14 protein-coding genes are annotated in these 14,616 nt (G+C 44.3%); 8 read left to right on the top strand and 6 right to left on the bottom strand.

The window, feature by feature from the left end; genetic code table 11:
• Positions 1 to 175 precede the first annotated feature (175 nt).
• From ompA to LIN98_RS08405, 8 genes are all read left to right on the top strand, one after another.
• On the top strand, positions 176 to 1,216 hold the full coding sequence (ompA, locus tag LIN98_RS08440) for a porin OmpA (protein ID WP_005566558.1): 1,041 nt from the start codon (positions 176 to 178) through the stop codon (positions 1,214 to 1,216).
• Between the two features lie 341 nt (positions 1,217 to 1,557).
• Positions 1,558 to 1,887 (top strand): Grx4 family monothiol glutaredoxin, encoded by a 330-nt coding sequence (grxD, locus tag LIN98_RS08435; protein ID WP_005538743.1) that lies wholly within the window; start codon positions 1,558 to 1,560, stop codon positions 1,885 to 1,887.
• Between the two features lie 124 nt (positions 1,888 to 2,011).
• The gene (locus LIN98_RS08430; protein WP_005566559.1) at positions 2,012 to 2,464 is read left to right on the top strand and encodes a DUF441 domain-containing protein; all 453 of its coding nucleotides are present in this window, start codon (positions 2,012 to 2,014) and stop codon (positions 2,462 to 2,464) included.
• Positions 2,465 to 2,854 (top strand): DUF423 domain-containing protein, encoded by a 390-nt coding sequence (locus LIN98_RS08425; protein ID WP_005570597.1) that lies wholly within the window; start codon positions 2,465 to 2,467, stop codon positions 2,852 to 2,854.
• On the top strand, positions 2,851 to 6,900 hold the full coding sequence (hrpA, locus tag LIN98_RS08420; RefSeq protein ID WP_053330476.1) for an ATP-dependent RNA helicase HrpA: 4,050 nt from the start codon (positions 2,851 to 2,853) through the stop codon (positions 6,898 to 6,900). The genes LIN98_RS08425 and hrpA overlap by 4 nt, the downstream gene beginning before the upstream one ends.
• A 49-nt stretch (positions 6,901 to 6,949) precedes the next feature.
• Entirely contained in the window at positions 6,950 to 7,951 is a 1,002-nt protein-coding gene (locus tag LIN98_RS08415; protein ID WP_014167863.1) for a hypothetical protein, read from the top strand.
• Between the two features lie 18 nt (positions 7,952 to 7,969).
• Entirely contained in the window at positions 7,970 to 8,260 is a 291-nt protein-coding gene (locus LIN98_RS08410) for a hypothetical protein (RefSeq protein ID WP_005541703.1), read from the top strand.
• A gap of 97 nt (positions 8,261 to 8,357) precedes the next feature.
• Complete coding sequence (locus LIN98_RS08405; RefSeq protein ID WP_050846426.1) at positions 8,358 to 9,506, top strand: IS4 family transposase; 1,149 nt, start codon at positions 8,358 to 8,360, stop codon at positions 9,504 to 9,506.
• A 191-nt stretch (positions 9,507 to 9,697) separates the two neighbouring features.
• Here LIN98_RS08405 and LIN98_RS08400 read toward each other — a convergent pair whose 3' ends face one another.
• The 6 genes from LIN98_RS08400 to LIN98_RS08375 all read right to left on the bottom strand — a co-directional run bounded on the left by LIN98_RS08400 (position 9,698) and on the right by LIN98_RS08375 (position 14,614).
• Positions 9,698 to 10,363: an HAD family hydrolase gene (locus LIN98_RS08400; protein ID WP_005547143.1), complete on the bottom strand. Its 666-nt coding sequence runs from the start codon at positions 10,361 to 10,363 to the stop codon at positions 9,698 to 9,700.
• Positions 10,364 to 10,690: 327 nt separating this feature from the next.
• Positions 10,691 to 11,002, bottom strand: a complete 312-nt coding sequence (locus LIN98_RS08395; RefSeq protein WP_005566566.1) for a c-type cytochrome — start codon at positions 11,000 to 11,002, stop codon at positions 10,691 to 10,693.
• A gap of 6 nt (positions 11,003 to 11,008) precedes the next feature.
• Entirely contained in the window at positions 11,009 to 11,500 is a 492-nt protein-coding gene (locus tag LIN98_RS08390; RefSeq protein ID WP_249856107.1) for a TlpA family protein disulfide reductase, read from the bottom strand.
• Positions 11,490 to 12,161, bottom strand: a complete 672-nt coding sequence (locus LIN98_RS08385; protein ID WP_005571834.1) for an ABC transporter ATP-binding protein — start codon at positions 12,159 to 12,161, stop codon at positions 11,490 to 11,492. The genes LIN98_RS08390 and LIN98_RS08385 overlap by 11 nt, the downstream gene beginning before the upstream one ends.
• 1 nt (position 12,162) lies before the next feature.
• Entirely contained in the window at positions 12,163 to 13,302 is a 1,140-nt protein-coding gene (locus LIN98_RS08380) for an ABC transporter permease (protein WP_019518223.1), read from the bottom strand.
• Complete coding sequence (locus LIN98_RS08375; protein ID WP_005547153.1) at positions 13,289 to 14,614, bottom strand: ABC transporter permease; 1,326 nt, start codon at positions 14,612 to 14,614, stop codon at positions 13,289 to 13,291. Before LIN98_RS08375 ends, LIN98_RS08380 begins: the two co-directional genes overlap by 14 nt.
• Between the last annotated feature and the right edge of the window lie 2 nt (positions 14,615 to 14,616).

Genomic DNA, 14,616 nt, shown 5'->3' with positions numbered 1-14,616 from the left:
GGGTGAATTCAACTTCGTATTAAACAATATCTTAGTTCGTTAATTGTAAAAAATTTCACTTTTTTACTTAAACGGTTTAAGATGACAGGTAACACAAGTCCTTGTGTTGGTTTTCAGCTGTATCGGCTGATACTGTTTTAAATTAAAGATGACTAATTAATAGAGGATCATCAAAATGAAAAGAACTGCAATCGCATTAGCTATCGCTGGTTTAGCAGCAGCAACAGTAGCACAGGCAGCACCACAAGCAAACACTTTCTATGCTGGTGCAAAAGCCGGTTGGGCTTCGTCTCATCACGGATTAAATCAATTTAAACAGAAAGGAGTTTCTATAAATCGTAACTCTGAGGCTTACGGCGTTTTCGGTGGTTATCAAATTACAGATAACTTCGCTGTTGAAGCAGGTTATGAATATTTTGGACGTTCTAAGGCTAAAGTTAATGGTGCTCAACGCTTTAGACATACTGCTCATGGTACAACTTTAGCCCTTAAGGCAAGTTATCCTGTATTGGACAACTTAGATGTTTATGGACGTGTTGGCGCCGCTTTAATTCGTAGTGATTATAAAGTTGGTCAAGCCAATAAACCTGATAGATATCACAATTTGAAAGTATCTCCGGTTTTTGCCGGTGGTGTTGAGTATGCCATTCTTCCTGAACTGGCATTACGAGCAGAATATCAATGGGTTAGCCGTGTAGGTAACTTAGGCCGTGCAGAAGAAAAAGCCGACCGTTCTGCACGTACAATTGATTATTCACCGGACATCGGTTCTGTAGCAGTTGGCTTGTCTTACCGTTTCGGTCAAGGTGTAGCGCCTGCTCCGGCTCCTGAAGTTGTAAGAAAGACATTCAGTTTGAACTCTGATGTAACTTTCGCATTCGGTAAAGCTAACTTAAAACCACAAGCACAAAACACATTAGATGGCATCTACGGCGAAATCGCTCAAGTGAACAATGCTAATGTTCAAGTTGCAGGTTATACAGACCGTATCGGTTCCGACGCTTACAACCAAAAATTATCTCAAAGACGTGCTGAAACTGTAGCAAACTACCTTGTATCTAAAGGTGTTTCTCAACAAGCCATCTCTGCTACCGGTCACGGTAAAGCAAATCCGGTTACCGGTAACAAATGCGACGTAGTTAAAGGTCGTAAAGCGCTTATCGCTTGTTTGGCTGATGACCGTCGCGTAGAAATCGCTGTTAACGGTACTAAATAATTCATTTGTTAATTGTTAGCAAATAGAGATAATAAAGACCTAAACGAAAGTTTAGGTCTTTTTTTATGTAGTCAGATTTGATAGTAAGAAATGAAAAATAGCTTATTTTAATCGCAGTTGTTGTGATTGTGGCAGTCACGTTTATTCCAAACTTATATCAGTCAAAATCATGTGCTGAATGAAGCATTACCCCAAACCTTGCCGCCCTAATGGATGAGGCGAGGGCGTTTTGGTAGTAGCCGGTAAATACCCGAGCCAAACATTCAGACCTTTATTGGTGGGGAAAATTGTTTGTGATACAATACGCGCGTTTTTTTCCTTCAATGAACACAAGGAATGTTATGGAAACTTTAGATAAAATCAAAAAACAAATTAGCGAAAACCCCATTCTTATTTACATGAAAGGTTCGCCGAAATTCCCGTCTTGCGGTTTTTCCGCCCGCGCGGTTGAAGCCTTAATTAACTGCGGTGTGCCGTTCGGTTATGTGGATATTTTACAACACCCGGACATTCGTGCCGAATTACCGGCTTATGCCAACTGGCCGACATTCCCGCAATTATGGGTGGAAGGCGAGCTCATCGGTGGTTGCGACATCGTGTTGGAAATGTACCAACAAGGTGAGCTTAAAACCTTGTTACAAGAGGTTGCCGCAAGACATCCGCAAGCGTAAAAACGCGTTTCAAAATGACCGTACTTTGGTTTCCGGAGTGCGGTTTTTTGCTGCTTGGCGCAGGGAAAAACAGGCGGTTTGTGCTATAATTCTCCGCAAATTTTTACCGCACTTTAGGATCAATATGTCGTTTCAATTCAACGCGATCGCCTTACTTTTGGTGATTTTAATTTTATTAGGTGTACTCAGCCACAACAGTTCCATCACCATTTCCGCTGCCGTATTGCTCATCATGCAACAAACCTTGCTCGCAAAATATATTCCTTACTTGGAAAAATACGGCTTGAGCATCGGTATCGTAATTTTAACCATCGGCGTACTAAGCCCGTTGGTTTCCGGCAGAATTCAACTGCCTGGCTTGTCGGCATTTTTTAGCTGGCGAATGTTTGTTGCCATTGGCGTCGGCGTATTAGTGGCGTGGCTTGCCGGCAAAGGCGTTCCGCTCATGGGGGAACAGCCTGTTCTGGTAACCGGCTTGGTTATCGGCACCATTATCGGCGTTTCTTTTCTCGGTGGTATTCCCGTTGGTCCCCTTATTGCGGCAGGGATTTTGGCATTATTAATAGGAAAATTTTAAATGAAAAACAAATGGTTATTGATTGCCGCCGTGAGCGGTTTTTTATGTGTGACTATCGGCGCGTTTGCGGCGCACGGTTTAAGCCAAGTGTTGGACGCGAAAGCCTTAGCGTGGATTGACACCGGCGTGAAATATCAAATGTTCCACACCCTCGCCATCATGGGAATCGGCATCGCACAATTATGTCGCGAACCATTTGCCGCCAACAAAAGCGCCAATGTTGCCGCCGGCGCGTGGTCATTCGGAATCCTTCTCTTTAGCGGCAGTTTATACGCCCTCGCACTTGGCTCAGGTAAATTTATGGTTTGGCTCACGCCCATCGGCGGCACGCTATTTTTAATCGGCTGGCTTGGTTTAGCTTACGGCGCTTTCAAAAGTAAATCAGAATGAATAAAAGAACGATAAAACAAGAACTTAATCCTTTACAACAATCCCTTTTCACACAACTGAATGACGTCATGCTTTCGGATAAACGCCGTTTATCCGAAAGCATTCACGGCATTGGCAAAATAAAAAGCACTGATGCGCAACAGGCGGTGATAGCGGAGATTGAACAGCAAATTCACCTCGCCAAATTGCGCGTAGAACAACGCAAAAGTGCGGTCAAAAATTTGATTGTTTTTCCGGAAAGTCTGCCTGTTAGCCAACGCAAAGCGGAAATCGAAAAATTATTGTCCGAACATCAAGTGATTGTGGTGGCGGGGGAAACCGGTTCAGGCAAAACCACTCAGTTGCCGAAAATGTGCCTGGAGTTGGGGTTAGGCAATCTTGGCATGATTGGGCATACTCAACCACGCCGTATTGCCGCCCGCTCCGTCGCCGCGCGTATTGCGGAAGAATTGCAAACGGAACTGGGCGATTTGGTCGGTTACAAAGTGCGTTTTAACGACCAAATCAGCGACAACACCCAAATCAAGTTAATGACTGACGGGATTTTGCTGGCGGAAATTCAAACGGATCGTTTTCTCAACCAATATGCCTGCCTGATTATCGACGAAGCCCACGAACGCAGTCTGAATAACGATTTTATTCTCGGCTATTTGAAACAGCTCCTGCCGCGTCGCCCTGATCTTAAATTGATTATCACGTCCGCAACCATTGATGTGGAGCGTTTTTCCAAGCATTTCGATAATGCGCCGATTATTGAAGTCTCCGGCAGAACTTATCCTGTGGAAGTGCGTTATCGTCCTATTGCGGAAGAAGACGATCAAGACCAGCTACAAGGCATTTTAAATGCGGTGGACGAGCTACAAGCGGAAGGGCGCGGTGATATTTTGATTTTTATGAACGGCGAACGGGAAATCCGCGACACCGCTGAAGCCCTGCAAAAGCAAAATTTAAAACACACGGAAATCCTACCGCTCTTTGCGCGCCTTTCTGCGCAAGAACAAAACAAAATTTTCCACCCGAGCGGACTTAATCGCATCGTGCTTGCCACCAACGTGGCGGAAACTTCCCTCACCGTGCCGGGCATTAAATACGTCATCGACCCCGGCACTGCGCGCATTTCCCGTTACAGTTACCGCACCAAAGTGCAACGTCTTCCCATTGAACCCATTTCACAAGCCTCCGCCAATCAGCGTAAAGGGCGTTGCGGGCGTGTGAGCGAAGGCATTTGTATTCGTCTTTATTCGGAAGACGATTTCAACAATCGCCCGGAATTTACCGATCCGGAAATCCTGCGAACCAATTTGGCGTCGGTGATTTTGCAAATGACGGTGTTGGGTTTGGATGCTATTGAAGCCTTCCCGTTCGTGGATGCACCGGATAAACGGCATATTCAGGATGGCGTGAAATTGTTGGAAGAATTGGGGGCGTTGGAATGGAAGGCTATTCGCAAATCTCCCCCTTCCGCCTTCGGTACTTCCCCCCGTAAACAGGGGGAGGGAAAGGGTATTTTATCAGAAGAAGGATCTTCGCTCCCTCCGTTTACAGGGGGATCTGCCCGTAGGGCTGAGGGGGGGAATACTCCAACTTTCAAAGAAAAACGTGTTCTCACACACCTCGGTCGCCAACTCGCCCAGCTCCCAGTCGATCCATGCTTGGCAAAAATGCTACTAAGTGCGGTCAATTTTTGCAGCGTTTATGAAGTAATGATCATCGTTTCGGCGTTATCCATTCAGGATCTGCGCGAACGTCCGACGGAAAAACAACAGGCAGCGGACGAAAAACATCGTCGTTTTGCCGATAAAAAATCGGATTTCTTGGCGTTCTTGAACCTGTGGAATTATCTGCAAGAACAACAAAAAGCGCTGAGCAAAAACCAATTCCGTCGCCAATGTCAAAAAGATTTCCTCAATTACCTGCGCATTCGCGAATGGCAGGATATTTATCAGCAAATTCGTCTGGCGGTGCGTGAAATGGGCTTGCCGATTAATTCCGAAAAAGCCGAATATCAGCAAATTCATACCGCACTTTTAAGTGGCTTGTTGTCCCATATCGGGCTGAAAGAAGCGGAAAAACAACAATATCTCGGCGCGCGCAACGCCCATTTCGCCATTTTCCCCAATTCCGTGCTTTTCAAAAAACAACCGAAATGGGTAATGGCGGCGGAGCTGGTGGAAACTTCCAAACTTTGGGGGCGCATGGTAGCGGAAATTGAGCCGGAATGGATTGAGCCTTTGGCTGAACATCTGGTGAAAAAATCCTATTCCGAACCGCGTTGGTCGAAATCTCGCGGGGCGGTGATTGCCGATGAGAAAGTGAGCTTGTACGGCGTGCCGATTGTGGCGGGGCGCCCTGTGAATTACGGCGCTATCGATCCTGTGGTGAGCCGTGAGATCTTTATTCAATCGGCGTTGGTAGAAGGCGATTGGAATACGAAGCACCCATTCTTCAAGCAAAATCAACAGCTGATTCGTGAAGTGGAAGAACTGGAACACAAAAGCCGCCGTCGTGATATTTTGGTGGATGAGCGCACGTTGTTTGAATTTTACGACCAACGCATCGGCACAGACGTGGTGTCTCAAAAGCATTTTGATACCTGGTGGAAAAAAGCCTCAAAACAGGATCCGGAACTGCTGAATTTCGAGCGTTCCTTCCTGATTAATGATGACGTGGAACAGGTCAGCAAGCTGGATTTCCCGAATTTCTGGCATCAAGGTAATTTAAAACTCAAGCTCACGTATCAATTTGAACCGGGCACCGACGCAGATGGCGTGACGGTGCATATTCCGTTGCCGTTGCTCAATCAGGTGGAAATGACGGGCTTTGACTGGCAAATTCCGGGCTTGCGTGAAGAACTGGTGATTGCGCTGATTAAATCTTTGTCGAAATCCTACCGTCGTAATTTTGTGCCCGCGCCGAATTACGCTCAAGCCTTTTTAGGGCGAGCCGTACCATTGGAAAAACCGCTGTTAGATACGCTGATTTATGAATTGCGCCGTATGACGGGTGTGACCGTGGAAGCGGAACATTGGAACTGGGCACAAATTCCAAGCCATTTGAAAATGACCTTCCGCGTGGTGGATGAAAAAGGCAAGAAAATTGCCGAATCGATGGATTTGGACGCGCTGAAATTTGAGCTGAAAGACCGTGTGCAGGAAAGCATTTCTGCGGTGGCAGACGACGGCATTGAACAAAGCGGTGCGCACATTTGGAATTTCGCCGACCTGCCGCAATTTTATGAGCAGAAAAAACAGGGTTTCAGCGTCAAAGCCTTCCCGGCAATCGTCGATGAAAAAGATGCCGTGGGTGTGAAACTCTTTGAAACGGAATTTGAGCAAGCGGTGGCAATGCAACAAGGTCTGCGTCGATTATTACTGCTCAACGTGCCGTCGCCGATTAAATACCTGCACGAAAAATTGCCGAATAAATCCAAACTCGGGCTTTATTTCACGCCGTTTGGTCGCGTAATGGATTTGATTGACGATTGCATCGCCTGCGCCGTGGATAAACTTATTGCGGATTTCGGCGGTTTTGTGTGGAACGAAGAAGGCTTTGAAAAACTGCGCGATTTTGTGCGGGAAAACCTCAATGATGTCACCGTGGATATTGCACAAAAAGTAGAGCAAATCCTCACGCTCACCCATCAATTAAACCAACGGCTGAAAGGCAAAATGGATTTCACCATGGCGTTTGCCTTATCGGACATTAAGTCTCAATTAAGCGGCTTGGTGTATCAAGGTTTTGTGCAAAAGAGCGGTTACCATCGCCTACCGGATTTACTGCGTTATTTACAAGCCATTGATAAACGCATCGACAAACTTTCGCAAGATGTGAATCGCGATCGTGCGGCAATGTTACGCGTGGAACAGGTTCAACAGGCTTATCAACAGTTGCTCGCCAAACTCCCGAAATCTAAACCGATTTCTGATGAAGTGGCAGAGATTCGGTACATGATCGAAGAATTGCGTGTGAGTTTATTTGCACAGCAGTTGGGGACGAAGTATCAGGTTTCGGAGAAGAGGGTTTTGAATACGATTGGAACATTCTAAAAAAATTTAGTGAAAATTAAATTCAATTCAATAAGGCAAATTTTTTAATATGGATATTAACAATAGAGAATTAGCAACTGCAATATGGATGGTGATCTTATTTACATATTTATTTTATTTTCATAAGAATATTAGAGATGGTTTTTATAATGTAATAGATTGCTTTTTCAATAAAAAGATTTTATTTGTAATAGCCCTAGCTGCTATATGGATGAGTATTGGTGTATTTATTTTATATGAAGTGGGAGTCTGGAAAGAGAATAATATAAAAACGACTTTAGTATGGTTTTCAACCTCAATAATCACAATGGTTATTGGTGTTAGTAAAGTTGAGGACAAAAAGGATTATTTCTTATCATTGTTAAAAGAAAATATTAATGTTGGTGTATTCTTGATATTTGTTCTTGAACTTTATTCTTTTTCTTTTTTAATAGAGTTTATTATGATACCTTTTTCAACGTTTTTATTTTTATATATCAAATGCAATTCATTAAATGAAAACAATAAAAAGATAAGTTGTTTTATTTATATAATACTCAGTTTATGGATTGTGATATATTTTTTACATTCAATATATTTATCTGTTTTGTTATTTGATGCAAATTCTTTATGGGGCAACATTCTAGAGTTGTTTTTGCCATCTATCCTTTCTTTAATATGTATTCCTTTTTTGTATTTTTTATCTATATATATGGAGTATGAACGAGTATTTGCATCTTTGAAAATATATTTTAATGATAATGGTTTATTTGAGTATGCCAAAAAGTTAAGTTTAAAATATTTTAAGTTTAATGTTGATTATTTAAGACGATGGAATAGAAATATTAGAATCTACCAAATAAGAGATAAAGAAGATTTAGAAAGAAGTGTATGTAACATAAAGAAATTAAAAGGTGTAGAATCTAATCCTCCTTTTGTTCCTTCAAAGAAAGGCTGGTCTCCATATTTGGCTAGAAATTTTCTTAAAAATGACAAAATTATAATGACTGACTATCACCCTGGCTATGATAATAGATGGTGGGCGTATAGTAGGCCATTACTAATAGATTAAGAAAATTCATTTTCAGATATGATTACATATTATATATATGGAGATGAAAAAATTGTTGGTAATTTAAAATTAAAAGTTTATATTAATAATGTATCCATATCGGAATCTACAAAAGAAGTTATCTTAAAGGTATTTAGTGGTTTATTGCTTAATTCAATAAAGTGTGATTCTATTAAAATAAATAATTGGTTGAAAAAAACTCCTTTTTCGATGGAGAAAGATAATTATATTATAAGTTTTACTAAGGAGAATTTTACAAATAATAGAGGCTATACTTTGGAATTGAATATATCAATTAAATTAGAATAATATTATCCCCCCACGATGGCGAGCGTCTCCCGACCATAGCTGTTCGAAACCTGAGAAAAAGGTAAAATCACCTTATTAACAGAGAGTGAGGTGAGCGATGAAACTCAGAGAAATCTTAAGCTATATTCCGAAAGAACAGTTAAGAATGTTTGCATTGGAATATCAAGTTGACCGTCAAGTGAAAAAATTAAGCGGTGAAGTGATGTTTTATTTACTGCTATTTTCATCATTAAATGTACGACATAACAGCTTAAGAACATTAGAGCAATTTTACAGTTCTCCGACCTTTACCGGATTATTTGATAAACCGATAAAGCATGCAAAATATAATTCGATTAGCGACCGATTAAGAACCATTAATGCAGATTATTTTAAAGCCATTTTCGAGTCGGTATTAAGTCGATATAGTGACAGTTATTTAAAACCGAGAGATAACATTATCGCTTTTGATTCCACAATCGTGACGCTTTCAAGTAAGTTATTAAAAACGGGAATGAAAGTGGGGAGTTATCAGGGTGTAAACGGAATCAAGTTCAGTGTGGCGTTTTCGAGCGTACCGGTAAAATCAAAACTGTTTACGCAACGGGTTTATTCCTCGGAAGATGTTGCGCTCAAAGAGCTGATTGTAGAATATCCGTTGAGCCGGGATAATATCTTATTGTTTGATATGGGAATTCAGTCAAGAAATACGTTTGATGAATTTAGCGATAAACATTTTACCTTTGTGACCCGGGTTCGTGAGATAGCGCGTTATCGGGTCATGAGTGAAAATCCGGTAGAAATCCGGGAGACGGCAAGTATGGTTATACAATCGGATTATAATGTCAGATTATTTAATAAGGAAAATAAAGAAACCCGACATATTTTTCGATTAATTATCGCGAGATTAAAAGAGAAGGATGAAGAGATTTACTTTCTGGCAAACCATGCGGATTATTCGGCAACGGAAATAGCTGAGTTATATAAGAGACGTTGGGAAATCGAAGTTTTTTTCAAATTTATTAAGCAACATTTAGACTTCAGCCATTTACTTTCACGTAATGAAAATGGCATGAAAGTGGAAATGTATATGACGTTAATTACGGCGATTTTATTAATTGTTTATAAGAAAGAGAACGGTTTATCCGGTTATAAGATGGCGAAGTTAAAATTAGCCATTGAAATTGAAAGTCTTTTAATTAAAGAGATAGTTTTAATTTGTGGCGGAGACCCAAGCGGTGTTGACCGTCTTTGGGTTCCAAGTTAAGGTTTCGAACAGCTGTGGTTTCCTAACGTGTGCCTGAAATATCAACAGGTTACAAGCACACGCTGGGAAGCGTGCGCTATCAATAAATCGTATCTCGGCATAATCATCAAAAAGTGCGGTCATTTTACCAATCGTTTTTCAAGTTCAAAAAACACTTCCAAAATCCACCGCACTTTTTCTCAATAAACCGATTAATGATGCAACTGTTGAATAACGCGCAAGATTTCTTTCATGTCTTTACCGCAATAATCGGCTTCGGATTGGTCGATGAGCATGCGTTTTTCTTCGTAGGCGATGACGGGAATGCCGGCGGTTTTAGCGGCTTGAATGCCGAAAAAAGAATCTTCAATCGCTACGGCGTTTTGTGCTTGTACGCCTAATTTTTCGAGGGTGTAACGGTAAATTGTCGGACCCGGTTTGCTGCGTTTAAATTGTTCGCCGCTGACGATAAAGTCAAAGTGCTGAATGATGCCGCATTCGGTCAGGATGTTTTGAATATGGTCGAGGTGAGAAGAGGAGGCGACCGCCAATTTGATACTGTTTTGCTTGGCGAAATCGATGATTTGCTGAATGTCGGCTCGGAAAATTGAACGGTAATCCACGGTGGCAAAAAGCTGTTTGAAGAAATCAAAATAGCGCTGCCTGATTTCTTCCAAAGAGAGCGAGGAACCGCTTAATTTTTTCACGATTTCGGGGATTTCCGCCAGTCCTTTGCCTATCACTTCCGAACGTTCGAGCGGGGTTAACGTGCGGTCGTGTTCCTTAATGGCTTCAATGAATTGCGCCTGTAAGTCGTATTCTAAAAATTCGGTATCGACAATGACGCCGTCCATATCAAAGATGATCGCTTGTAGCATAGAGTTTCCTTATGACAGTTGAATTTTGAAAAACGTTACATTTTGCTGGTGCGCGTTTCCTAACGCGTGCCTGTAATATCAATAAGTTAAAAGCACGCGCTATGAAGCGTGCGCTATCAAAGGTGTTTTTTTGTGTTTTCGCGTAGGGGCGGGTCCTGTGCCCGCCCGTTGGATTCATCGAAAAATTCGGGCAGGCACAGGACCTGCCCCTGCTGTTTTGGCATAGCGCAAGCATTCATAGCTTGTTCTGATCAGGTTTAAGCATTGGATGTTTGAACCTTCATTTTGTTCTCAAAAAACATTTCCAAAACCGACCGCACTTTTCCATTATTTCTTCAACGTTTCCACATAGCCTGCCACATCTTGCATATCCTGTTCGCTGAGGGTGGATTTGGCGCGGTTGCCGGCGCCTTCGATTTTACCGCTCTTGCGGTCTTGCAGAGCGTTGATGATTTGGTCTTGGGTGAAGGTGTTGATGATTTGGGATTGTCCCATTGCCGGTTTTTCTGCCTGTTTGCCGTGGCAAAGGGCACAGGAGCGGTTATAGACTTTTTGTCCGTGCGCAATGTCGGGTTCGGCTTGGGCGGCGGTGATGGCGCAGCAAGCGAGGAGAAAGAAAGTAAAGTCGCGTTTTTTCATGGTTGGTTAGCTTTTCGTCGGGTTGAATAATTGTTGTAAATCGTTTTCGGAAAGTAACCCTTCAAATTTGCGTAATAGTTTGCTGTTCGGGTCGATGACAAATGAGGTTGGGGTGCCGATGAGTTGGTAGCGTTCGGCGGTGATTTTCATTTGATCTTTAAACACGGGCAAATTTAATTGACGTTTGGTGACGACGGCTTGGGTGTCGGCATTTTCGCCGTCGATGTTCATGGCGACCAGTTGGACGCGGTTCGGGTATTTTTCCGCCCATTGTTGCAGGGTTTGCAGTTCCACAATGCAGGCACCGCAGGTTTCCGACCAGAAATTGATAAGCACGGTTTTGCCTTGCCAGTCGCTTAACGTGGCTTTGTTGCCTTGTAAATCGAAGGCGGCAATTTCCGGCGCAGGTTGTCCGAGCTGCGCGTTTTCTTCCTTGCAAGAAACGCTGAGAAAAATGACCGCACTTATGGCGAGAAAGCGAATGACGTTAGCCCACATTTTGTTCCTCGCTTAACAGTTTGCCGTGTTGTAAATAAAGAATGCGATTGGTGAGTTTGCCTAAATCGGGGTTGTGGGTCACCATTACGATCGTGCGTCCTTGTCGGTTTAACTCGGTGAGCAAATCCAGCACCAAATGTTCATTTTTCTCGTCGAGGTTGCCTGTCGGTTCGTCGGCAAAAATCACCGGCGGTTGATTGACCAATGCGCGGGCGATACACACCCGTTGCTGTTCCCCGCCGGAAAGTTGGCTAGGGCGGTGATCCATTCGATGTGCCAACCCCACCTGTTCCAGCACCGCTTTGGCGGCGGCTTCATCCACCACGCTGTGATAATGTTGCGCCAACATCACGTTTTCCAACGCGGTTAAATAGGGAATTAAATGGAATTGTTGGAACACCAAGCCGATTTTCTCCGCACGGAAGCGTTGCCTGCCCGTTTCGTCCAGTTGCGCCGCATCTACGCCGTCTAAAATCACTTTGCCTTCGCTGGCGGTGTCCAAGCCGGTGAGAATGTTCATTAAGGTGGTTTTCCCCGAGCCGGAAGCGCCCATGATGGCAACAAATTCCCCTTCGGCAATTTGAATATTAATGTCTTCAAGTGCGGTCACTTGCCCGAATCTTTTATATAAATGCTGTGTTTCAATCACGGTTTTAGCCATGTTATTCCCCTTTTAACACATTGGCGGTTTGAATGTCTAAGGCGCGGCGGGTCGGTACGATAACTGCGATAAACGCCACTAATAAGGATAATCCGATGGTGATCGGCAACACCGGCAGGCGCATGTCGATGTAGGCTTTGAAGACGGTTAAGCCGAGTACTTGCGCCAGTAAATAACCGATAATTAAGCCGCTGATGATCGCGCATACGGCGATAATTAAGGTTTCCGCGCCGATTTGTTTGATGATGTCCCGGCTTTTCGCGCCGAGGGCTTTTTGCAACGCGAATTCTTTTGCCCGTTCGCCCACGATGGCGATGAGAGTGGTGTTCACGCAGAGGGTGGCTAAAATCAGAATCACCACGGAAATCAAGCCCATCAAGCCTTTAATCTTATCCAGAATTTGCCCTTCGGAGGCGGAGACTTTGCGGATCGGATGAATATCCAAATCGGGATATTGTTGCTGAAGTTGCTGTGCGAATTGTTCCACTTGCCCCTGATCATTTTTCACGTTAAGCAGGGCATTGGTGGCAAAGTTTTCTTTTTCCAGCCAGTTTTGCGCGAAATCCAGGCTCACGATGAGCATATTGTCGGTGGCGTCGCCCGCTTCCACGATGGCTTTAATCGTAAACTGGTGTTTATCTACCGAATTCAGGCTTAAGGTCAGCTTACTGCCCACTTTCAGGTTTAAGCGTTCGGCGAGGGTTTTGCCGATCATGGCGTTGCGTTCGTCAAAGTTGACACCGATGGGCGTGCCGGTGATTTGCCAGTAGGGCGCGAGGGTTTTCATGTCTTCAAACCACACGCCCATGATGACGATTTTTTCCAAATCACTACGGGTTACACCGTATAAATAAGGGCTGGCGGCGGTAATTAAGCCTTTAGGCGCTAGGTTAATGATTTCTTGCACCTGATCCATTTTAATCAAACCACCATTGTTTGAGCCGATATAAAAGTTAGCGCCGAAGGTGCGCAGTTCCTGACTCATTTTGGTGTTGATGTCGAAATACACCGCCGCCATGGCGGTGACGATACTAGCGCCTACCGTGAGCGCGGCAAAGATGATAAACACCCGTTGCAAACGTAGCCGTAAGGCGCGTAATACCAAGCGCCGGAACATATTGATGGGTCTATTGTCTGCCATAAAGCACCTCAATAGGATAAAGACGGGCAATTCGATGTGCCGGGAACCACGCACCGATGACCGCAATCAATACGGAAATCACCAGTACGCAAGGCACCACAATCCACGCGAAACTGAGCGGTGCGCCGAACAGGGTGGCGCCGATAAAGCGTGCCAAGCCCCAGCCGGCAGCACAGCCTAAAATGCCGCCGATTAAACCGCTGATGATGGCTTCACAATAAAACAGCAGCACGATTTGCCATTGATAAGCGCCGAGGGCTTTCATTAAGCCGATTTCTTTGCTGCGTTCGATAATGGTGGTGGTCATGAGAGAGGCGATCCCCATGGCGGCGGCAATGAGCGCGGCGAGGGTCACTACGGCGAGTAATAATTGAATTTTCTCAATGACTACACCTTCGGAGGCGGCGACTTGCCAAATCGGACGAACAATGGCGCCGGAAATGGCTTCTTCCAATTGGTGAGAAATGGAGGAAACATAGGCGGTGCAATACCAGCGGTCATATTCTTCCGCCGCCAAGCCGTCCACGTTGGCGCGGGCTTTGCGCGATAAATCGTTTTCCGGTACGGTGAGGGCGGACACTTTCACCGCCTGCACTTTGCCTTCCAATCCAAGTAAATTTTGCACCGCACTTAATGGCAGAATCAGTTGTTGTTCTTCCGTGCCGCCGGTTTTCACAATGCCTTTTACGATAACCTTAAGCTGTTGTTGCGGAGACTGTTCATCTTGTTGATAGCGCAAGATTATGGCGTCGCCTATTTTCCACTGATGTTGTTTGGCAAGTTGTGCGCCGAGTAACGCAGGAACCTGTTCGCTGAAATCATCGGTGGCATCGTTCACCCATTCGCCTTCCACCTGCCAATAAGGGTTGATGATTTTTTGGCCGGTGTGGTAATCGTCTTCATCCGGCACGGCGATTTGATGATCAAAAAACGTGCCGAGAATGTCGATGTCTTGCGCCTTGCCGTTTGGTCCATCGGCTTTGACTTGCGCGCTGAGTAACGGGGCGAAGCCTACAATATTGTTACGCCAAAAAATGTCTTTAATGTTCGGCAGTTCTTTTTCGTCCAAAAAATCTTGCGTGGCGAGAGAATTATTACCGCTCACTTCATCAGGCAAAATGGCGCTGCTGGCGGGCTCCACCAGAATATTGGCGCCGTAGGATTTAAGCTCTTTCGCCATTTTGTCGCCGATGTCGATGGACACCGCAAGCAAGGCGGAAATTAATCCGGCAGCGAGGAAAATGGTCACAATGGCGAGGAGTTTGCGCTTTAAATCATAACGCCAGGATTGAAATAACATTCTTGCCAACATGA

The organism is Aggregatibacter actinomycetemcomitans (assembly GCF_023518055.1).
GTDB classification, from domain to species: Bacteria; Pseudomonadota; Gammaproteobacteria; order Enterobacterales; family Pasteurellaceae; genus Aggregatibacter; species Aggregatibacter actinomycetemcomitans.
This window is presented reverse-complemented; position numbering and strand designations above follow the sequence as displayed.

Bases quoted from the DNA above. Each gene is read 5' to 3' on its own strand.
- ompA (WP_005566558.1), top strand. From the start codon at position 176: ATGAAAAGAACTGCAATCGCATTAGCTATCGCTGGTTTAGCAGCAGCA.
- grxD (WP_005538743.1), top strand. From the start codon at position 1,558: ATGGAAACTTTAGATAAAATCAAAAAACAAATTAGCGAAAACCCCATT.
- LIN98_RS08430 (WP_005566559.1), top strand. From the start codon at position 2,012: ATGTCGTTTCAATTCAACGCGATCGCCTTACTTTTGGTGATTTTAATT.
- LIN98_RS08425 (WP_005570597.1), top strand. From the start codon at position 2,465: ATGAAAAACAAATGGTTATTGATTGCCGCCGTGAGCGGTTTTTTATGT.
- hrpA (WP_053330476.1), top strand. From the start codon at position 2,851: ATGAATAAAAGAACGATAAAACAAGAACTTAATCCTTTACAACAATCC.
- LIN98_RS08415 (WP_014167863.1), top strand. From the start codon at position 6,950: ATGGATATTAACAATAGAGAATTAGCAACTGCAATATGGATGGTGATC.
- LIN98_RS08410 (WP_005541703.1), top strand. From the start codon at position 7,970: ATGATTACATATTATATATATGGAGATGAAAAAATTGTTGGTAATTTA.
- LIN98_RS08405 (WP_050846426.1), top strand. From the start codon at position 8,358: ATGAAACTCAGAGAAATCTTAAGCTATATTCCGAAAGAACAGTTAAGA.
- LIN98_RS08400 (WP_005547143.1), bottom strand. From the start codon at position 10,363: ATGCTACAAGCGATCATCTTTGATATGGACGGCGTCATTGTCGATACC.
- LIN98_RS08395 (WP_005566566.1), bottom strand. From the start codon at position 11,002: ATGAAAAAACGCGACTTTACTTTCTTTCTCCTCGCTTGCTGCGCCATC.
- LIN98_RS08390 (WP_249856107.1), bottom strand. From the start codon at position 11,500: ATGTGGGCTAACGTCATTCGCTTTCTCGCCATAAGTGCGGTCATTTTT.
- LIN98_RS08385 (WP_005571834.1), bottom strand. From the start codon at position 12,161: ATGGCTAAAACCGTGATTGAAACACAGCATTTATATAAAAGATTCGGG.
- LIN98_RS08380 (WP_019518223.1), bottom strand. From the start codon at position 13,302: ATGGCAGACAATAGACCCATCAATATGTTCCGGCGCTTGGTATTACGC.
- LIN98_RS08375 (WP_005547153.1), bottom strand. From the start codon at position 14,614: ATGTTGGCAAGAATGTTATTTCAATCCTGGCGTTATGATTTAAAGCGC.